The organism is Ensifer sp. CCNWLY38 (assembly GCF_037120565.1).
Classification (GTDB): domain Bacteria; phylum Pseudomonadota; class Alphaproteobacteria; order Rhizobiales; family Rhizobiaceae; genus Ensifer; species Ensifer adhaerens_H.
Map to the genome: position 1 here is coordinate 305012 of NZ_JBBBBO010000001.1, position 18743 is coordinate 323754.

General features: G+C 63.0%; 19 protein-coding genes. 6 read left to right on the plus strand and 13 right to left on the minus strand.

Annotated elements, in window-relative coordinates; genetic code table 11:
• Positions 1-38: 38 nt before the first annotated feature.
• From V7S54_RS01590 to V7S54_RS01615, 6 genes are all read right to left on the minus strand, one after another.
• Entirely contained in the window at positions 39-539 is a 501-nt protein-coding gene (locus tag V7S54_RS01590; RefSeq protein WP_065372663.1) for a DUF523 domain-containing protein, read from the minus strand.
• A 126-nt stretch (positions 540-665) separates the two neighbouring features.
• On the minus strand, positions 666-1046 hold the full coding sequence (locus tag V7S54_RS01595; protein ID WP_065372664.1) for a cupin domain-containing protein: 381 nt from the start codon (positions 1044-1046) through the stop codon (positions 666-668).
• 120 nt (positions 1047-1166) lie between these two features.
• Positions 1167-3332, minus strand: a complete 2166-nt coding sequence (gene glyS, locus V7S54_RS01600) for a glycine--tRNA ligase subunit beta (RefSeq protein WP_065372665.1) — start codon at positions 3330-3332, stop codon at positions 1167-1169.
• Between the two features lie 112 nt (positions 3333-3444).
• A complete protein-coding gene (locus tag V7S54_RS01605) occupies positions 3445-5385 on the minus strand; it encodes a DUF2207 domain-containing protein (RefSeq protein ID WP_065372666.1) in 1941 nt (646 codons plus the stop codon).
• A 48-nt stretch (positions 5386-5433) separates the two neighbouring features.
• The gene (locus tag V7S54_RS01610; protein WP_065372667.1) at positions 5434-6705 is read right to left on the minus strand and encodes a 3-phosphoshikimate 1-carboxyvinyltransferase; all 1272 of its coding nucleotides are present in this window, start codon (positions 6703-6705) and stop codon (positions 5434-5436) included.
• An 86-nt stretch (positions 6706-6791) separates the two neighbouring features.
• Positions 6792-7340, minus strand: coding sequence for a LemA family protein (locus tag V7S54_RS01615; protein WP_065372668.1), 549 nt, complete (start codon positions 7338-7340; stop codon positions 6792-6794).
• Between the two features lie 254 nt (positions 7341-7594).
• Between V7S54_RS01615 and V7S54_RS01620 the strand changes: the two genes are divergently transcribed.
• Entirely contained in the window at positions 7595-7792 is a 198-nt protein-coding gene (locus V7S54_RS01620) for a hypothetical protein (RefSeq protein WP_065372669.1), read from the plus strand.
• Here V7S54_RS01620 and V7S54_RS01625 read toward each other — a convergent pair whose 3' ends face one another.
• The 6 genes from V7S54_RS01625 to V7S54_RS01650 all read right to left on the minus strand — a co-directional run bounded on the left by V7S54_RS01625 (position 7793) and on the right by V7S54_RS01650 (position 11769).
• Positions 7793-8344 carry an AAA family ATPase gene (locus tag V7S54_RS01625; RefSeq protein WP_065372670.1) on the minus strand — a complete coding sequence of 184 codons (552 nt, stop codon included), beginning with the start codon at positions 8342-8344 and terminating at the stop codon, positions 7793-7795.
• On the minus strand, positions 8341-9297 hold the full coding sequence (locus tag V7S54_RS01630) for a glycine--tRNA ligase subunit alpha (RefSeq protein WP_065372671.1): 957 nt from the start codon (positions 9295-9297) through the stop codon (positions 8341-8343). Before V7S54_RS01630 ends, V7S54_RS01625 begins: the two co-directional genes overlap by 4 nt.
• Before the next feature lie 127 nt (positions 9298-9424).
• Entirely contained in the window at positions 9425-9616 is a 192-nt protein-coding gene (locus tag V7S54_RS01635) for a hypothetical protein (RefSeq protein WP_065372672.1), read from the minus strand.
• Positions 9617-9748: 132 nt separating this feature from the next.
• Complete coding sequence (locus V7S54_RS01640) at positions 9749-10615, minus strand: S49 family peptidase (protein ID WP_065372673.1); 867 nt, start codon at positions 10613-10615, stop codon at positions 9749-9751.
• A gap of 147 nt (positions 10616-10762) precedes the next feature.
• Positions 10763-11551: a tRNA1(Val) (adenine(37)-N6)-methyltransferase gene (locus V7S54_RS01645; RefSeq protein WP_065372674.1), complete on the minus strand. Its 789-nt coding sequence runs from the start codon at positions 11549-11551 to the stop codon at positions 10763-10765.
• Positions 11548-11769 carry a putative signal transducing protein gene (locus V7S54_RS01650; RefSeq protein WP_057250796.1) on the minus strand — a complete coding sequence of 74 codons (222 nt, stop codon included), beginning with the start codon at positions 11767-11769 and terminating at the stop codon, positions 11548-11550. Before V7S54_RS01650 ends, V7S54_RS01645 begins: the two co-directional genes overlap by 4 nt.
• Before the next feature lie 107 nt (positions 11770-11876).
• Between V7S54_RS01650 and V7S54_RS01655 the strand changes: the two genes are divergently transcribed.
• The 4 genes from V7S54_RS01655 to moaB all read left to right on the plus strand — a co-directional run bounded on the left by V7S54_RS01655 (position 11877) and on the right by moaB (position 16366).
• Positions 11877-12893, plus strand: a complete 1017-nt coding sequence (locus V7S54_RS01655) for a polyprenyl synthetase family protein (RefSeq protein ID WP_058320418.1) — start codon at positions 11877-11879, stop codon at positions 12891-12893.
• A 162-nt stretch (positions 12894-13055) separates the two neighbouring features.
• Positions 13056-14900 carry a tetratricopeptide repeat protein gene (locus V7S54_RS01660; RefSeq protein WP_065372675.1) on the plus strand — a complete coding sequence of 615 codons (1845 nt, stop codon included), beginning with the start codon at positions 13056-13058 and terminating at the stop codon, positions 14898-14900.
• A 7-nt stretch (positions 14901-14907) separates the two neighbouring features.
• A complete protein-coding gene (locus V7S54_RS01665; protein WP_065372676.1) occupies positions 14908-15822 on the plus strand; it encodes a 4-(cytidine 5'-diphospho)-2-C-methyl-D-erythritol kinase in 915 nt (304 codons plus the stop codon).
• A 1-nt stretch (position 15823) separates the two neighbouring features.
• Positions 15824-16366 (plus strand): molybdenum cofactor biosynthesis protein B, encoded by a 543-nt coding sequence (gene moaB / locus V7S54_RS01670; protein ID WP_065372677.1) that lies wholly within the window; start codon positions 15824-15826, stop codon positions 16364-16366.
• 288 nt (positions 16367-16654) lie between these two features.
• Here moaB and V7S54_RS01675 read toward each other — a convergent pair whose 3' ends face one another.
• Positions 16655-17191, minus strand: a complete 537-nt coding sequence (locus V7S54_RS01675; RefSeq protein ID WP_065372678.1) for a glycosyl transferase — start codon at positions 17189-17191, stop codon at positions 16655-16657.
• 188 nt (positions 17192-17379) lie between these two features.
• Between V7S54_RS01675 and V7S54_RS01680 the strand changes: the two genes are divergently transcribed.
• Positions 17380-18537 (plus strand): PA0069 family radical SAM protein, encoded by a 1158-nt coding sequence (locus tag V7S54_RS01680; RefSeq protein WP_065372679.1) that lies wholly within the window; start codon positions 17380-17382, stop codon positions 18535-18537.
• The last annotated feature ends 206 nt before the right edge of the window (positions 18538-18743 follow it).

An 18743-nucleotide genomic window follows, 5' to 3' on the forward strand; every position in this document is an offset into this window, starting at 1 on the left:
GATTGCGCCCCTGAGAGAAGCAGGGGCGTAATCTTTTATTATGGGCCTTGCAGTCCTTCGATCCGCGCGACCAGCGCCTCGATTTGCCTGTCCGAATAGACTTCGATGCCATTGCCGGCCAGCAATGCTGCCGTCACACCCTCGCCCGGATGGCGAGCGCCGGAAAAGCTGCCGTCATAGACGAAGCCGGATCCGCAGGACGGGCTGCCATCGATCAGCAGCGCAAAGCGACAGCCGGTTTCCTTCGCCAGCGAAAGCGCGTTTTCGGCCGCCCGCACGAATCCTTCGGTGACGTCGCGGCCGTTGATCTCCACCACCCTCGCCTCACCTTCGAGCACGTCCTTGCCGACGGCGCCGGCAGCGATCTCGGCCGGCGGGCGCGGCACCGGCATGCCAGCCGACATTTCCGGACAGATGGTCACGAGTCGGCCTTCGGCCCGCCAGCGATCGATCGCCGGATGAAGGAGCGGCTTCGACTGACCGTCATAGCGGACGGCATGGCCCATGAGGCAGGCGCTGACGAGGATCTTTGCGGGCATACGACTTCCTACTCCGAGACGGTGACGGTCATCAAGCGCGATCCCGACCCTACAGCGCCGCGCTGCATGTCTTCGTCCTCAAATCGAGGTCGATTTAAGGAGACATGCAGTGGGCAGCCACGCGCGTCAGATCCAGCGATCGTTTTCGGCCGTGCGTCCGCCGCCCTCATGGCCGGTATTGAGGGTGCCGCGTGGCTCAATCAGCAGCATCTTCACCTCGCGCTCCGCATAGGGCTTGTGCTCGACGCCCTTCGGCACGACGTACATCTCTCCTGGCCCAAGCGTCACCGAGCCATCGCGGAAGTCGATGCGCAGCGTACCTTCGAGCACGATGAAGGCCTCGTCGGTATCCTTGTGATCGTGCCAGATGAAGTCGCCCTCGATGCGCACGATCTTGAACTGGTAATCATTGAGCTCGGCAATGACGCGCGGTTGCCACTGATCGCTGAAGAGCGAGAGCTTTTCGGCGAAATTGATCGGCTTGTGGGTCTTCGTCGCGATATTCATCGGCTGTCTCCATCGGTTTGATGAAGACAGGATATAGGTCGCCCCGCGGCGACCTGCTTGAACGTTTGTGCGAGAGCAACAGCGGATGCTTCCGGCGAACCGGTGGCACCCCGCTTCGCCTTAGCCTGCAATCTTGGAGAAGTCCGCGACCGTGCCGGTTGCCGAACGGATCAGGCCCAGCAGCGCCAGGCGGTTCGCGCGGATCGCGGCATCGTCATCATTGACCAGCACGTCGTTGAAGAACTGATCCACCGGTTCGCGCAGCCTTGCCAGCGCTTCCATCGCCGAACGGAAGTCTTCCTTGGCGATCGCGTTGCGCGCTTCGCCCGAACCGGTTTCGACGGCCTGGTGCAGCGCCTTTTCGGCATCGAGACGGAAAAGGCCGGCATCGACGGCGTCGGCGACGGTGGTTCCCTTCTTCTCTTCGGCTGCCAGGATCTGCGTCGCACGCTTGGTGCCGGCCAAGAGGTTGCGGCCTTCCTCGTCGGTGATGAACGCCGTCAGCGCCTCGACGCGGCGGGCAATCATCAGGAGGTCGTCCGAATCCGACGTCAGGACCGCGTCGATCAGGTCGTGACGGGCGCCCAGATCGCGCAGATAGACCTTGAGCCGGTCATGGAAGAAGGAGAGCAGATCGGCGGAAACGTCGTCCGCGAGCGCCGGCTTCTGTGCTCGGAGAGCAACCAGCGCGGCTTCGAAAGCCGGGAGCAAAGCCAGGCGCGCCTTGCCTTCCAGGATCAGACGGATAACGCCGAGTGCGGCGCGGCGCAGCGCATAGGGATCCTTGGAGCCGGTCGGCTTTTCGTCGATCGCCCAGAAGCCGACCAGCGTGTCGAGCTTGTCGGCAAGCGCCACGGTTACCGCCACCGGATCGGTCGGCACGCGATCGGACGGGCCCTGCGGCTTGTAGTGATCCTCGAGCGCATCGGCGACCGACTGCTCTTCGCCTTGAAGCAGCGCATATTTGTGACCCATGATGCCCTGAAGCTCGGGGAATTCACCGACCGCTTCGGTGCGCAGGTCCGCCTTGGCGAGCACCACGGCGCGGTCGACGAGCTCCTGATCCGCGCCGATCACCTTGGCGAGTTCGGTGGCAAGCGCCCGGATGCGGGCTACGCGTTCGCCCTGCGTGCCGAGCTTGGCGTGGAAAGTGACGTTCAGCGAGTCGAGCTTGGCCATGCGCTGGTCGAGCGGCTTCTTGAGATCGAGAGCGAACTTTTCCGCGGACGCTTCCAGCGTTTCGAGATCCGGCAGGTTGCCCTGGTCGCGGTGCCAAAAATGGGCGGCGTCCGAAAGGCGGGCGCGCACGACCTTGCCGTTGCCGTGCACGATCTCCTTGCCGCCGTCCTTCGCCTCGATGTTCGAAACGAGGATGAACTTGTTGGAGAGCGTGTCGGCGCCAGGCGCGCGGGTGACGAAGCACTTCTGGTTGGTCTTGATCGTCAGACGGATGATTTCCGAGGGGATTTCGAGATAGGCATCCTCGAAGCTGCCCATCAGCACCTGCGGCCATTCGACGAGGCCGGAGACCTCTTCCAACAGACCTTCGTCCTCGACCAGCTCAAGACCATTGGCGAAGGCCACGTTGCGCGCATCGGCAAGGATCATTTCCTTGCGGCGCTCGCCATCGAGAACGACCTTCGCCTTTTCGAGCTTTTCGGCGTAGTCGGCAAAGCGGCGAACTGTGATTGCCTCAGGCGCGTGGAAACGGTGGCCATAGGTGACGTTCGAGGCGACGATGCCGTCGACTTCAAACGGGATCACATGGGTTTCCTCGGTCTCCGAGCCGAAGGTGCAGACGATCGATTGCAGCGGGCGAACCCAGCGAAGCGCACCGGGCTTTGCCGAGGCCACGCCGGAGCGCATCGGCTTCGGCCAGGGGAAGTTGCGGATGATATCAGGCATCGCCTCGGCGATGATCTCTTCGGCCGGACGACCCGGCTTGACGATGTGGGCGACATAGAAATCGCCCTTCTTCGGATCGCTGTGAACATGCGCCTCGCTGATCGAGGAGAGACCGGCGCCACGCAGGAAGCCTTCGATCGCCTTCTCGTTGGCGTCGGTGCGCGGGCCCTTGCGCTCTTCGCGAATATCGGCGGAGCGGGCGTTCAGCCCACGGATATCGAGCGTCAGCCGGCGCGGCGTCCAATATTCTCGCGCGCCCTCATAGGTCAGGCCCGCTTCGACCAGAGCATCGGTCAGCAGCTTCTTGAGGTCGCCGGCTGCCTTGCGCTGCAGGCGGGCAGGAATTTCCTCGGAGCGGAGTTCGATAAGAAGATCGGGCATGGGAGCGACTTTTTCTGTTCCTGACGGTTGCGGCGGACTTAGCAATCTCTGGCAACATTGTCACCAAGCGCCGCGATGAATTTGGATTTCTATGCCCGAGTGTGCGGCGGATTCACCAACCGCCGCCGCCGCCACCGCCACCGCCGCCGCCGGAGAACCCGCCCCCGGTCGAAAAGCCTGATGACGACGACTTGGGCGGGGGCGGCAGGGACGAGGTCATCGTGTCCGCCATCGAACCGGCAAATCCGCCGATACGGTCGCCGAAGGTGCTCGAGCCGAAGCCGTCGCCGTGGTACCAGCTCGGCTGATAGGCGGCTGCGGCTGCCGCTCCGGCAGCCGCAGCAAGCAGCCAGCGATCGAAGGTCGCGGTCCAGGGCTTTTCGACGCCGAGCGCTACCGCATAGGGCAGAAGCGTCTCGAAATGCCGAGGCGACATCTCGGGCGCGCCCTGCATATTCATCCGGTCCTTTTCGGCGAGCGTCATGTACTGCCTAAGCCCGTCGATGCCATCCATCATCCGCGTGCCGAGCGGCGTCGGTGCGCCCATCAGGAAGAAGAACAAGACGTTGACGAGCACGATGGCGCCGATCACGAACAACAGCGGCAACTCATGGGTTTCAGCGGCTGAATAGAAGACGGCTGCCAGGACCGCCGAGAAGATCGTGAAGGCGACGAAGCCGATGAAGGCGACCACCACGATCGACATGATCCGGCTCATCAGGCTCTTCTCACGGCGCAGCGACTTGCCGAATGAGACGGCGAGGATCGACACGAAGAAGGCGATGAAGACGGGAACGATCACCAGCGGCAGGCTGTCCTCGCTGAGATCGCCGAAGAGGAAGACCGCCGCGACCGAAAGCACCGACAGGATGACGCCGGCAACGATGTAGCCGCTGTTCGCCAGGTAGTACTTGCCGCGATGCTCGCGCTCCATCGCATTGCGGAATTCGGCGCCGGTTGCCTGTACCCGTGTACCATGAGCGCGATCGATCGTGAGCTTTCCACCGGCCGCATTGACCGCCTTCATGACCGCCGCTTCGCCGGTTGGCAGTTTTTCGTTGCTTCCCTTGCCGGTGGCGGCGATGACGATGGCGTTCTTGAGATCTTCTAGAACCACATGGCCCTTGACCGCGAGGTTGAGTGCTGCCGCCGAAAGCGCCGTCCAGCCTTCGCCGGAGAAGCCCTTGTTGTCGATATAGTTGACCAGCGCCGGCGAGATGTCTTCCGGCGGATCCCAGCGCGGCACCATGACGCCACGGTCCGGGTCACGCCCGACCCGCAGCCAGGCCTGGCCGTAATAGATGAGGACGAGGACGAGCCCGGCACCGGCGATGACGAGCGCGAGGTGGTCACGCAGCCACCAGGTGTTCTCCTGGCTGGAGGACGGCCGGTCGATGCTGCCCTTCGGCATCTTGATGGCGATGGTCAGCCCTTCCCGCGGATCGAGACGGCGGGTGGTGGCGAAAAAGATCTCGCTGCCGTCCCGCGAGGCCCGGGCGCTCTTGTCCTTTGCTCCATAGCCGCCGGTGAAGAAATCGAGTGCTTCCGCCCTGACGCCTTCCGGCAGGGTCACCGTGGCGCTCGCCTCATCAATCGGGAAGTCCCACTCCGTGCCGGTAACGTTCCAGTAGAGTTCGTCGTGATTGTCGAAGAAACGGATCTGCCGGCCGGTTTCATAGGTGAACTGGAAGGTGTGCTCACCCGGCTCCAGAAACACCTCGGCCGAACCGGTGTAGATGCGGATGCCGCCGCTGATCGTCTCGGTGCGGTAGGGCTCCTCCTCGCCGTCGCGCTCGACCGACTGAAGCGTGAAGTCCACCTTGCTGCGCTTGCCCTTCGCGTCGGTGAAGGTCAAAGGCAGGTCGCGATAGATGCCGCGGCGGATCTTGTTGCCCTCGACCGTCGCCGTGATCGTCTCGGTGACGGTCATCGTGCCGTCCTTGGCGAGGTCGATGACGGAGCGATAGGCGGAGAAGACTTCCTCCGCCCGCCCGATGCCCGCCGTCGCCAGAAAAAGAACCAGAACGGCGAATGCGGCAGCGAGGCGGGCCATGCGGATCAAGCTTTCCTGTCGTTGACTTTCAAGGCACAGCGCCGGGCGTTAGGGCCGGTCGCCGGTGAATTCGACGCCGAGGGAGGCGAGCGCGTCCCAATAGGCCGGATAGGTCTTTGCGACGCAGCCGGGATCCTCGATGGTGATGCCATGGATCTTCAGGCCAGCAAGCGCGAAGCTCATGGCGATGCGATGATCGGCGAAGGTGTCGATCGATGCCGGCAGGGTCTGGCCGGCAAGAGCCGGGTCGGAAGAGACGATGAGGTCGTCGCCTTCCTCATGCGCAAGACCCGGCCGGATCGCCGTCAGGCCGAGCGACAGCGCGCGCACGCGGTCACATTCCTTGACGCGCAGGTTGGCAAGACCGACGAAGCGCACCGGCGTGTTGTTGAAGGCGGCGAGCACGGCGATCGTCGGGATCGCGTCCTGCATCTGCGAACCGTCGATAACCGCGGGCAGGTTCGGGAAACTTGAGATCACCGCATGGGCGCGTGCATCCGGCTGGGAGAAAGCCGTTGCCGGGACACCGAGATCGATGGCACCGCCGGTCAGCACTTCCGCCGCCCAGAGATAGGTGGCAGCCGAGGCATCCGGCTCGATGACATAGTCGGCCGCTTTGTAGCCGGTCGGCGCGACCTGCCAGACGGACGGGCTCACCTGCTCGACTTCGGCACCGAAGGCGCGCATGGCGGCGACCGTCAGGTCGATGTAGCCACGGGCGCCGATCTCGTCGCCGGCAAGTTCGATGCTGACCGGTCCCTTGGCGCCAGGAGCCGCCATCAGAAGCGCCGAGACATACTGGCTGGAGAGGCCGGCGTCGATGACGACGCGGCCGGCCGGGAAGCCGCCGGTGCCCTTGACGGTGACCGGCGGGCAGCCGGTCTCGGAGGTAACCTCGACGCCGAGCGCGCCGATTGCTTCGACCAGCGGCTTGATCGGCCGCTTGCGCATATGCTGGTCGCCGTCGACGACGACTGCGCCATCGACGAGAGCGGCCGCCGCCGTCAGGAAGCGCGTCGCCGTTCCGGCATTGCCGAGGAACAGCGGTGCAGCCGGTGGGAGCAGCTTGCCCGTGCTGGTCACGACGAAGGTGGTTTCATCCGGCTCGCTGACCTCGACACCCATCGCCCTGAGCGCATCCGCCATGTAGCGGGTGTCGTCGCTCTTCAGCGCGCCCGTCAATCGGCTCGTACCTTTCGCAAGGCCGGCCAGCAAAAGCGCGCGGTTGGTGATCGACTTCGAGCCCGGCGGGCGCACATGGCCGCGCAGCGGATGGTCGGTCGGCAGGACGGTCAGCTTCTTCATAGTATCGGTGGTCATCGAATAGGTCTCTTGATGCGAATTGAGCCGCGGTGGGAACCCGCGGCCGGAAGGTTTGTAGCGATCGGGATCGCGACGAGGAATGGTCAGAACTTGACCTGCGGCACGGCGCGATCGGCTTCGTTGGTGATCTCGAAATAGCCAGCCTTGACGAAGCGGAAGGCATTGGCGATCAGATTCGACGGAAAGCTCTCGACCTTGACGTTGAGATCGCGGGCAGCGCCGTTGTAGTAGCGGCGCGACATCTGGATCTCGCCTTCGATCGTCTCCAGCGAGCGCTGCAGCTCGACGAAATTCTCGTTGGCCTTCAGGTCCGGATAGGCTTCGGCGAGCGCAAACAGCTTGCCGAGCGCTTGGGAGAGCGCACCCTCCGCCTGGGCCCGTCCCTCGACGTCGCCTGATGGCACCGCCTGTGCGCGGTTGCGCATGGCGATCACCTCTTCCAGCGTCGACTTCTCGTGCGCCGCGTAGCCCTTCACGGTTTCGATCAGGTTGGGGATGAGATCCGCACGACGCTTCAACTGCACATCGATGCCGGACCAGGCCTCCTCGGCGATCTGCCGCGCCTTGACGAGACCGTTATAGACGAAAACCAGATACAGGATCACGACGACGGCGATTGCCAGACCGATCATAGGGTGCCCTCCAAAATTGCCCGGCCGAGATTAGCACCGGCTTTCAAGCTGCAAAGGCCTTTCTACCGCAATTGCGCGGAGAAACGCACTCCTCCCCAACTGTCGCAGCGAACGGAGACAATGCGCATGTCGCCCCTGTGAACACAGTGTTCGCGTGCGGCGTCCAATCCCTGTTCCAATGGGAACGGCAGCATTGCTGACCTTCAGCCATATTCCAATCCAGAGAGCAACTCCTGGAAGACGAAGCTAAGGTCATGAAAACGTTCGCACCCCTCATCAACGCAATCGCCTTTACGGCGCTTTTCGTTGCCTATGCGAACGTCTCCGTGGCAGAGGAAAAGCCAGTCGGTGTTCGTCGCGCCTTACAGACCTACGCTGGTCAGATCTACACCGGCGCCTACCCCACGCTGGACCAGGCCAACAAGGCCGCCGCCATCGTCAAAGTTGTTTGATCACGCAAGGATACGGCCGGCGATATGCTCGGCGGCCTCATTGGCGCCAAGCGTCGTCACATCGATCTCGACAACCGCATGACCATTGCCCCGCAGCAATCTGTGTTTGGCCCTAAGCTCCAAAAGGATCGCGGGATCGGTCAGCTTGTGTTGCTTTGACCGTCCGGCCCGTGTCAGCCGCTTGAGATTTTCCTCGACATCGCAATCGATGACCACCGCCACGAAGCGGGCGCCACGATCGCGCGCGAGTGCGGCACAATCCTCGAAAGCCCGCGTGTCGGCGGCGTCATCCGAGAGCGCATCGGTGAATACGAAGGACTGCTCGCGCGGCGCCCTCCCCAGATGCTCGAACACGCTCTTGCGAACTGTGGCCCGCAACGAGCGATAGAGCGGGTCGCTGCGTGCAAACAGCGCCTCGGCCGGATTGATCAGAGTGTGATTGTCGGCAAGCCGCGCGCCCAGCCTTTCGGCCAGATGGCGCGCGATCGTCAGTTTGCCGGTTCCGGGCCAGCCGTTGATGTGAACGACGAGGCCGGATGGTTGCGTGGTCAAGCGGCGTCCCGATTGAGGTTTGCGCCACCGGCATCGGTCAACAGAAAGGCTTCGCCGCAAGCCTTTGCCAGCGTGCGCACGCGCAGGATGTAGCTCTGGCGTTCGGTGACCGAGATCACCCCGCGGGCATCGAGCAGGTTGAAGACGTGGCTCGCCTTGATGCACTGGTCATAGGCCGGGAAGACGCATTTGTGCAGCTGATTGTTGCTGTGATCGCCCGGGGCGCCGGCGGCCAGCAACGCCTGGCACTCGGCTTCCGCGTCAATGAAATGCTGATGCAGCATCGCCGTGTTGGCGTATTCGAAATTGTAGCGCGAATATTCCTGTTCCGCCTGCAGGAAGACGTCGCCATAGCTGATCTTCTCGGCGCCTTCCCGGCCATTGAAGTTCAGGTCGTAGACGTTGTCGACGCCCTGAACATACATGGCGAGACGCTCGAGACCATAGGTCAGCTCGCCGGAGACCGGCGAGCATTCGATACCGCAGACCTGCTGGAAATAGGTGAACTGCGACACTTCCATGCCATCGCACCAGCATTCCCAGCCAAGGCCCCAGGCGCCGAGCGTCGGGCTTTCCCAGTCGTCCTCGACGAAGCGGATATCGTGCAGCAGCGGATCGAGGCCGATCGCCTCCAGCGAGCCGAGATAGAGCTCCTGCAGGTTGGACGGGTTCGGCTTCAGGAGCACCTGGTATTGATAATAGTGCTGCAGGCGGTTCGGGTTTTCACCATAGCGGCCATCGGTCGGGCGACGCGACGGCTGCACATAGGCGGCGCGCCAGGGACGGGGGCCAAGCGCACGCAAGGTCGTTGCCGGATGGAAGGTACCGGCGCCCACTTCCATGTCGTAGGGCTGCAGGACGGCGCAACCCTTGTCGGCCCAGTAGTTGTGCAAAGTCAGGATCAGGGCCTGAAACGAGCGCTTCGGGTTCATATGATCGGGCAGAGTGGTCATGGATCGCGTCCGGATTTCTTCATAAAAATTGAGCCGGACAGGTGCCACGCCTGATGACAAGGGTCAAGCAACTACAGCGCCGGCCCGCCAATTAGACGCGCCGGAGCTTCCGCGCCCTTTGATCTCGCTACTCGCCGTCGCGTTTCAGCCTGTACTCGCCGGTTTCCGGATCCTTAACCAGCGTGCCCTGCGCCCCGGTCCGCTCCTCGCGGCGGGCCTGTTCACGCTGGCGCGTCAATTTCTGCGCGTCGGCCACGAACTTGCGATAGCCGAGCCAGAAGATGAAACCTGCGATCAGGAGCAGGATGAGTTGCGGCATTTTTCCTCCAAGGCCATGGCGCGCGGGCTAGGGCGTTGCCGATCAAAAGGAGCCGGTGAACGCCCTATCTCATTGTTTTTACGCAACTCCGAATGCGAAACCGTCTTACAATTTCGCTGGAATTGCTTGGGCTCAAAGCCCGAACCGCGCCCACAATGCCCTTTCCTCGATTGCTTCGGCAAGACCCGCTGCAGCCGACGCTGCCAAGGGCTCCACAATGGCGCCGGCAACGGCCGCGCCGGTCTGCCGGCGGCCGAAAAGGCTGCGTACCGGCTGGATGAGTTCGAGCCGCGCCTTTTCGCCATAGCGCTTCTTCACCTCGCCGCGCAGATCGCCGAGACCGTCGATAAGTCCCAGCTCCAGCCCGCGTCGGCCGGTCCAGAAAAGCCCGGAAAAGATATCCGGATCGTCGGCGAGCATCTGTCCGCGACGCGCCTTCACCATCTGGATGAAGGTATCATGGATATCGAGCTGCAGGTTCTTCAGAAACGCGATGTCGTTTTCCTTTTCCGGCTGGAACGGGTCGAGCATCACCTTGTTTTCACCGGCAGTATAGACGCGTCGTTCGACGCCGATCTTCTTCAGCAGCTCCGGAAAGCCGAAACCGCCGGAAACGACGCCGATCGAGCCGACGATCGAGGTCGGATCGGCGATGATCTCGTCACCGGCGAGCGCGATCATGTAACCGCCAGACGCAGCAACGTCCTCGACGAAGATCAGGACGCGCTTCTTCTTCTCCTGGGCGAGGTCCCGGATACGCTGATAGATCAGGCGAGACTGCACCGGGGAACCGCCGGGCGAATTGACGGAGATCGTAACAGCAGGCGCTTCCTTAATTGCAAAGGCCTTTTCCAGAAGCGGTGCCGCCGTTGCCAGGTTGAGCGCCGGCCGGAATTGTCCACCGCCGGCCATGATCGCACCGTGAAGCCGGACAACGGGGATCGTGACGCCTTCCCTGCGAAATCGCCTCGGCAACAACCGTCTCAGGAACGCCTTCATTTCAACTCCCGCCTACTGGATCGCTTCGGAGCGGCATGGGGAAAACCGCATGGCACTTTTCCCCATGCCGCTCCGATGGCCAAATGTGTTGGCCCATCCATGGCATGTATGCACTGCTACGACAAACGCAATGCCGCATACGTTAAATCAGCGGCGGCGATAGGCGGCGCGACCGTTGTTGAGATCGTCTACATGATCGGCGAAGCGATGCCCCTCCTCGTGCATGACGAGCGGCGCGCGCAACACCAGCCGCTTGCGGCTCTGCTTGATCGCCGTCACCAGGATGCGCACGGCGTTTTCGCCGACGCGCGGATGCAGCGCCGTGATCTCGATGCCGCCGAAGCGGCGGCCGCAGGCGGCGATGATCTCGGCGATCGATTCCGGCCGGGCAATCAACGACAGTTGCCCGCCCGGCTTCATGATCGCACCGGCCGTCTTCACCCAGACCTCAAAGAGCCCGTCGCTCATCGCATGGGCCTCAGCCTTGAGGCCGTCCGGCGTCTTGCGGTCGGAAGCGTCGTTGAAGGGCGGGTTCATGATCACGTGGTCGAAGCTGTCATCCGTAAGACCCGCCGCGACACGCGCCTTGCCGGCAAGCGCGACGTCAGCCTCCAGCACCGAGACCCGCGAGGCAAAGCGGGCATTCTCAGCCAGCAGCAGGCTGCGGCGGGCATAGTCCGCCATGATCGGTGAGCGCTCCACCAGCACCACCTCCGCAGCTGCGATCCGCGAAGCGACTGCCATGCCGGCGGCGCCCGCACCGGCTCCAAGATCTGCGATGCGGCAGGCACGGTCCGAGGAAACGAGCGATGCCAGCAGCATCGCGTCCATACCGGAGCGATGTCCCTGCCCCAGCGGCTGAACCACATGGAACTTGCCGCGATGGAAGGCATCGACGGTTTCGGTTGCGGCCGCCAGCACTGGGTCCGAATTCACGACCGCAACTCCGCCTCGAGCCCGGCGTCAATCAGTATCCGGCGCGCGGCTTCCGCGTCCTCGTCCGCGACCAGAAAACGGCGGGGCAACAGGCCGAGCGAGCCTTCCAGAATGCTCATCCCCTGATCGGCGATGAGACTTGCGATGCCGGCATCCTTCATCAGGCTCTCGGCAAAGGAGAGCACGACGGCATCGTTGGTACGGATCAGTTCCTTCATCCGGCGGTTTTTCCTGTCCTATTTCAGCAAGCGGGACAATTCGCCTCTTGCCGCACGAGACACCCCTTCCTATTGTCGAAAGCGACAATGAAAACAGGAGTCCCGGTGTGGGCGTAGTGATACCGCTGGAAGACAGCAAAAACAAACAGGCGTCCGTTAAGCCGCTCGTCGACCTGACGGCGCCGGACATGGAGCGCGTCAACCAGCTCATCCTGTCGAAGGCCGGCTCCGACGTTCAGATGATTCCCGAAGTCGCCAACCACCTGATTTCTTCCGGCGGCAAGCGGCTGCGCCCGATGCTGACACTCGCCTCCGCCTCGATGTTCGGCTATGAGGGCGACGCCCACGTCAAGCTCGCCACCAGCGTCGAGTTCATGCATACGGCGACGCTGCTGCACGACGATGTCGTCGACGAAAGCGACCTTCGCCGCGGCAAGTCCACCGCGCGCACGATCTGGGGCAACCAGGCGAGTGTTCTCGTCGGTGACTTCCTGCTCGGCCAGGCGTTCCGCATGATGGTCGATGTCGGCTCGCTCGACGCGCTCGACGTGCTCTCGACGGCTGCTTCCGTCATCGCAGAAGGCGAAGTTCTCCAGCTTTCCGTCGCCAAGAACATGGAAACAACCGAGGACGATTATCTCCAGGTCATCCGCGCGAAGACCGCAGCACTCTTTGCCGCTGCCGCCGAAGTCGGACCGATCGTCGCCCAGACCAGCAAATCCGACCGCAATGCGCTGAAATCCTACGGCATGAACCTTGGCCTCGCCTTCCAGCTCGTCGACGACGTGCTCGATTATGGCGGCTCCTCGAGCGACCTCGGCAAGAATGTCGGCGACGACTTCCGCGAAGGAAAGATCACGCTTCCGGTGATCCTGTCCTACCGCCGCGGAACGGCGGAAGACCGGGCCTTCTGGCGCGAGGCGATCGAAGGTGGTGACAGCAGCGATCAGAACCTCGAAAAGGCGCTCGGCCTGATCAAGCGCTATGGCGGCTTGAGCGACACCATCGCGCGCGCCCAGCACTACGGCACGATTGCCCGGGATGCGCTGGCACCGCTGCCGGCGTCACCCTGGAAGTCGGCGCTCACGGAAGTGATCGACTTCTGCATCGACCGGGTAAGCTGACGGGACCTCAACCCTACCGGGACGACCGACAGGATTTTCTTGCCGCATTGCGCCAAAAAAGCCATTCTGTTCCTCAAGAGTTGCGCTGGGCTATATGTGGCTGACTCCGGAAACAACCCTCAGTGGTGCGCAAGACCGAGCAATCGGCACGAAAGGTTTGACATGCGGCAAATGACGATCCTCCGCCTCCTCAGCGGCGCAGCACTGCTGGCTCTCGCCGCAGTCGGCGGCAGCCACCAGGCCTTCGCGGAAGACAAGGTCGCCGCAGCTGTCGAGGAGAGCGAGCCCTTCGACATCAAGTCGGTGAACACCTTCGCCGGCGCCTTCCTCGCTGCCCGCACCGCCGATACGGACCGCGACTTCGCTTCCGCCACCGAACTCTACAAGATCGCGCTGCAGTTCGAACCAAACAACAACGACGTCAAGCAGCGGCTGATGATCACCCTGCTGATGGCCGGCCAGTTCGACGAGGGCGCGAAGGTTGCCGAGCAGCTCAAGTCCGACCCGGCCGTCGAGCGCATCACCACCGTGATCCGCGCGATCGAAGCGATCCGCAAGCGCGAATATCGCAACGCGCAGAAGCTCCTGAACTACCAAGGCCCGAACGATCTCGACCGGCTGATGAACGGCCTGCTTTCCGCCTGGGCGAAGTTCGGCCAGGGCAAGCCGAAGGAAGCACTGGCGCAGATCAACGGGCTCGAAGGTCCGGATTGGTTCCGCGTCTTCAAGAACTATCATGCGGGAGCGATCGCAGTTGCCGCGGGCGACAAGCAGACGGCGCGCACCAGGCTCAACGATGCTATTCTGGACCGCGAAGGCGGCAGCGCTGCACCCGACACCTTCATGCGAGCCGTCGAGGCGCTTGCCCGCTTCGAGGCGCGTGAAAACAACAAGCAGAAGGCACTCGACACCATCGCCGTTGGCGAAAACATGGTGAACAACTACACGCCGCTGCAGGCGCTGAGGACCGAGATCGAGAACGGCGTACCGCAGGAGCAGCAGGTCAAGAACGCCTCTCAGGGTGCCGCAGCCGTGCTCTTCTCTATCGGCGCTGCGCTTAACCGCGAGGGTGCCGAAGATATCGTCTCGCTCTATCTGCAGACCGCGCGCCGGCTCGACCCCGACAGTGCCGATATTCTGGTCATGCTCGGTGGTATCGCCGAAAACTTGAAGAAGCCGGATGAGGCGATAGAGCTTTACAAGGCTATTCCCGAGACATCGCCGATGCGGCGGGTCTCCGAACTGCAGCTTGGCTTGAGCCTCGCCAGCATTGGCAAGGTCGACGAGGCCAAGAAGCACCTGAAAGCGCTGATCGACGTCGATCCGAAGAACATCCGCAACTATCTCGCCTATGGCAGCGTGCTGTCCGACGCCAAGGACTTCAAGGAGATGGGCGAACTCTACGACCGGGCCGTCGACCAAATCGGGCCGGTGCCGAAGCGCAGCGACTGGACCGTGTTCTTCCAGCGCGGCATTGCCTACGAGCGCCAGAAGCTTTGGGACAAGGCCGAACCGAGCTTCAAGAAGGCGCTGGAACTCAACCCGGACCAGCCGCAGGTGCTGAACTATCTCGGCTATTCCTGGGTCGACATGAACATCAATCTCGACGAAGGCCTCGAGATGATCCGCAAGGCGGTCGAACTGAAGCCCGACGACGGCTACATCGTCGATTCACTCGGCTGGGCCTATTTCCGCATGAACCGCTTCGACGATGCGGTGGTGGAACTGGAAAAGGCGGCTGAGCTGATGGCTGGCGACCCGACGATCAACGACCACCTCGGTGACGCCTACTGGCGCGTCGGCCGCAAGCTCGAAGCGGTGTTCCAATGGACGCAGACGCTTGAGCTGAAGCCCGAGGAAGCCGAGATCCCGAAGATCAAGGCGAAGATCGAAAACGGCCTGCCGCCACTGAAGGAAGAGGTTCCGGCCTCCGCCGATGCCAAGGAAACCGCGCCGAAGAAGGTGACCCCGGAAGCGGAAGCGCCGGCGCCGGACAAGAAGTCCTGATCGATCCATGATTGATGACGGCATCGCGGGCTTCACGCTGACCCGCGCGGCGCCCGCAAAGATCAATCTGGCGCTCCACGTCGTCGGCCAGCGGGCCGACGGCCACCATCTTCTCGAAAGTCTCGTTACCTTTGCCGATCGCGGCGACCGGATCGGCTTTGCATCGGCAGACGCGGATCGCTTCACCGTATCGGGACCCTTTGCCGCCGAACTGCCAATGGATGCCAGCGCCCAGGGCGGCAATCTGGTTCTAAAGGCGCGAGATGTCCTGCGTGAGGAACTGCGGTCCCGCGACCTCGCCGCTGCCGGCCCTGTTCATCTGCATCTCGAAAAGAATTTGCCCCTCGCCTCCGGCATCGGCGGCGGCTCCGCTGACGCGGCGGCAACGCTTCTTGGGCTTCTCGAACTTTGGGATGCCACGATCGAACCCTCCCACCTCGATGCAATGGCATTGGCGCTCGGCGCCGACGTGCCGATGTGTCTGGCCGGCAAAGCCCTCATGGCGAAGGGCATCGGCGAGGACATCACGCTGCTTGACCAGTTCCCGTCCCTGCCCCTCGTGTTGGTCAATCCGCTCGTTGCCGTTTCGACGCCGGTAGTCTTCCGGACACTCACGAACAAGACCAATGCGCCGCTCGTTCTGCCTCTGGCTCCGGGAACGCTCGACGCGTGGCTGGCGGCAATGGCAACGATGCGCAACGATCTGCAGCCGCCGGCGCAGCAGCTGCAGCCTGTCATCGGCGACGTCTGCCAGTCGCTGACGGAGGCCGGAGCCGTGCTGGTTCGGATGTCGGGCTCAGGCGCCACTTGCTTCGGCATTTTCGGCAACGGTGAGCGTGCGGCTGCGACAGCGCGTACTCTTTCGGAGGCGCAGCCCGGCTGGTACGTTCTCGCCTGCAACACGACAGGAAGAGGCAAGTAGAATGGCCGGCATCGACGAAAAACGCCCCTTCATTCCCGTCGGAATTGCCATCCTTACAGTGTCAGACACACGCACGCTCGCCGACGACAAATCGGGCGACACGCTGGAGGCGCGGGTGCGCGACGCAGGCCATCGCCTGGAAGCGCGCGCGATCGTGCCGGACGATCGGGCGAAGATTTACGACCAGGTCAAGGCCTGGACGCTGGAGCCGACAATCGATGTGGTGATCACGACGGGCGGCACGGGCTTCACCGGCCGGGACGTGACGCCGGAGGCGCTGGAGCCGCTGTTCGAAAAACGCATGGACGGCTTCTCCGAGGTTTTCCATCGGATCTCCTACGAGAAGATCGGCACTTCGACGATCCAGTCGCGCGCGACCGGCGGGGTCGCCAACGCCACCTTCATCTTCGTCCTGCCCGGCTCACCCGGCGCCTGCCGCGATGCGTGGGACAGCATCCTGAAGCAGCAGCTCGATTACCGGCACATGCCCTGCAATTTCGTCGAGATCATGCCCCGGCTGGACGAACATCTGAAACGCGGCTGAACCGGATCCGCCACATCCACCGCTCTTCTGGCCCGTCTGTTACCTTTGGAACTGACAGCCACTTTTCGTCTCTTTAGCGTCCGAGGTCAGCCCAGCGCAGATCGGCCGCCGCACCTTTCTTGTCGGGCTGCAAAGATGCCTCCCCGCCGATATCCGCGGGCGGGGAGAACAAGGGGATACGACGTGCAGCCAGAATGCTGCCCGGCAAGAAATTTACCAGACAAGGTCATTTGAGAGCCACCTTGAGGTGCCGCCCCCTGGGACTGGCGCCTTTTTCGTGCACAGCGGTCAGGAGCGCCCCGACATCGGCTTGCCTTCGGTGACCACCCAGGCCGGAACGAGCTCCGTCGAGAGTTTGCGGACCGCCCGGACATTCGTCATGTCGCCGAGGCATCGATTGCCATCGGCCGCTGCGAGCGCATCATGCTTGTTCACCAGGAAACCCGTTTCCAACGGCTTTCTTCGCCGGATCAGGCGGCGGAAGAACGGTTTGCGGTGCATTCTGGAATCGGAGAAGCGCGCGGGCGCCCTGTTGAGCGAGACGTATTCGGCAAGCTCGTCGATCCACCGGCCGATCGGACGGGCACCGGGTTCGAGCAGCATCAGCCATTCGCCGCGCGCCGAACGCACGACATCGCCGAGATTCCAATCGACGTGAAAGCGGCAGCCGGCCGCTTCCGCCACACGCGACGAGCCGTCCTTGGAGCCGTGATCGAGGACGATCACATCACTGACGAGGCCCTCCACAGCGCCGGCGACGAGCACCGACAGCGTCTGCACCAGCTCGGCTTCGTTGTCCCGCGTTTCCATGATGATCGTCAGCATAGCCCGTCCTACCGCATCACACTCACAATTGCTACATGCACTGCTGGATTGGCTGAAAACCAAACCGGGGAGCACGAAACTCCAAACGTACTGCTCCTGCCCTTTTGTTCTTGAATTGTTCTCATATTCGCGATAGGAAAATAATCAGAACAAAACGGGATCAAATATCTGATTCCGGGGAGATTCCAATGAACGAGCTGTCTCAGATCAGGCAGGGTGCGCTTGCGCCCGCCAATACGGCAGATGTCGCCGAAGCGATGATGAGCACAACGGGCTTGCGGATCGATGTCGACCGCCGCCGCGGACGCGGCGCCGGGCTCAACATGTCCGGCCGCTTCGAGCCGCAGGCGCGGGAAAGCTTCGACGACGGCTGGGAAAGCCTGGAAGATCTGCCCCCCTTCAAGACCGAAGTCCAGGTCGAGAAGCCGCGGACGGTGATCACTCGGAACGATTCCCCCGATATCTCCTTCGACCGTTCGATCAACCCCTATCGCGGATGCGAGCACGGCTGCATCTATTGTTTCGCCCGTCCCACCCACGCCTTCATGGGCCTGTCGGCGGGTCTGGATTTCGAGGCGAAGCTCTTCGCCAAGCCGGATGCCGCGCGGCTGCTGGAGCGCGAACTGGCGCGACCGGATTACAAGGTCAGGCCAATCGCCATCGGCACCAACACCGATCCCTATCAGCCGATCGAAAAGGAATGGCGCATCATGCGCCAGATCCTCGAAGTGCTGAGGGACGCCAACCACCCGGTCATGATCGTCACCAAATCGGCGATGGTCACGCGCGATATCGATATTCTCGCGCCGATGGCCGAGAAGGGACTGGCGCGGGTCGGCATTTCAGTCACCACGCTCGACCGCAAGCTGGCGAGGACAATGGAGCCCCGCGCCGCAACGCCGCCCAAGCGGCTGGAGGCGATGCGTGCCATTGCCGAGGCCGGCATCCCCGCCGGGGTTCTCGTCTCTCCGATCATCCCGGCGCTCAACGACCATGAGATCGAGCGGGTTCTCGAAGCGGCAAGGACGGCCGGTGCGACGGAGGCGAGCTATGTGCTGTTGCGCTTGCCGCTCGAAGTCAGCCCGCTGTTTCGCGACTGGCTGTTGCGCAACTATCCGGATCGCTACCGCCACGTCATGTCGCTCGTCCGCTCCATGCGTGGCGGCAAGGACTATGACGCCGAGTTCGGCAAGCGCATGAAAGGTGCCGGCCCCTATGCCTGGCAGATCGGTCGCCGCTTCGATCTCGCCACCAAACGTCTCGGCTTCAACCCGACACGCCGGCAGCTTCGCGACGATCTGTTCGTGCCGCCGCTCGGAACGGGGGTGCAACTCTCGCTCCTTTGACGATTTTCCGGAATGGCCTGCGCGATGGCTATTCCGGGCTTGTGGCCAGCGATAGGCACCGAGCATGCCCGGGGGCAATGGGGGAGTTTTCGTCACCGCTCCCCTCAGGCAAGCCGGTGTGAACGCTTGAAGGTCGCAAAGCAGTTCCGGTGCCCCGCCCCCGCCTGGGGCATCGGCCAATCCCCCGTCCGCCGCCGCACTCGGAC

Excerpts from the sequence above, each read along its gene's own strand:
- V7S54_RS01590 (WP_065372663.1), bottom strand. The coding sequence starts at position 539 with ATGCCCGCAAAGATCCTCGTCAGCGCCTGCCTCATGGGCCATGCCGTC.
- V7S54_RS01595 (WP_065372664.1), bottom strand. The coding sequence starts at position 1,046 with ATGAATATCGCGACGAAGACCCACAAGCCGATCAATTTCGCCGAAAAG.
- glyS (WP_065372665.1), bottom strand. The coding sequence starts at position 3,332 with ATGCCCGATCTTCTTATCGAACTCCGCTCCGAGGAAATTCCTGCCCGC.
- V7S54_RS01605 (WP_065372666.1), bottom strand. The coding sequence starts at position 5,385 with ATGGCCCGCCTCGCTGCCGCATTCGCCGTTCTGGTTCTTTTTCTGGCG.
- V7S54_RS01610 (WP_065372667.1), bottom strand. The coding sequence starts at position 6,705 with ATGACCACCGATACTATGAAGAAGCTGACCGTCCTGCCGACCGACCAT.
- V7S54_RS01615 (WP_065372668.1), bottom strand. The coding sequence starts at position 7,340 with ATGATCGGTCTGGCAATCGCCGTCGTCGTGATCCTGTATCTGGTTTTC.
- V7S54_RS01620 (WP_065372669.1), top strand. The coding sequence starts at position 7,595 with ATGAAAACGTTCGCACCCCTCATCAACGCAATCGCCTTTACGGCGCTT.
- V7S54_RS01630 (WP_065372671.1), bottom strand. The coding sequence starts at position 9,297 with ATGACCACTCTGCCCGATCATATGAACCCGAAGCGCTCGTTTCAGGCC.
- V7S54_RS01635 (WP_065372672.1), bottom strand. The coding sequence starts at position 9,616 with ATGCCGCAACTCATCCTGCTCCTGATCGCAGGTTTCATCTTCTGGCTC.
- V7S54_RS01640 (WP_065372673.1), bottom strand. The coding sequence starts at position 10,615 with ATGAAGGCGTTCCTGAGACGGTTGTTGCCGAGGCGATTTCGCAGGGAA.
- V7S54_RS01650 (WP_057250796.1), bottom strand. The coding sequence starts at position 11,769 with ATGAAGGAACTGATCCGTACCAACGATGCCGTCGTGCTCTCCTTTGCC.
- V7S54_RS01660 (WP_065372675.1), top strand. The coding sequence starts at position 13,056 with ATGCGGCAAATGACGATCCTCCGCCTCCTCAGCGGCGCAGCACTGCTG.
- V7S54_RS01665 (WP_065372676.1), top strand. The coding sequence starts at position 14,908 with ATGATTGATGACGGCATCGCGGGCTTCACGCTGACCCGCGCGGCGCCC.
- moaB (WP_065372677.1), top strand. The coding sequence starts at position 15,824 with ATGGCCGGCATCGACGAAAAACGCCCCTTCATTCCCGTCGGAATTGCC.
- V7S54_RS01675 (WP_065372678.1), bottom strand. The coding sequence starts at position 17,191 with ATGCTGACGATCATCATGGAAACGCGGGACAACGAAGCCGAGCTGGTG.
- V7S54_RS01680 (WP_065372679.1), top strand. The coding sequence starts at position 17,380 with ATGAACGAGCTGTCTCAGATCAGGCAGGGTGCGCTTGCGCCCGCCAAT.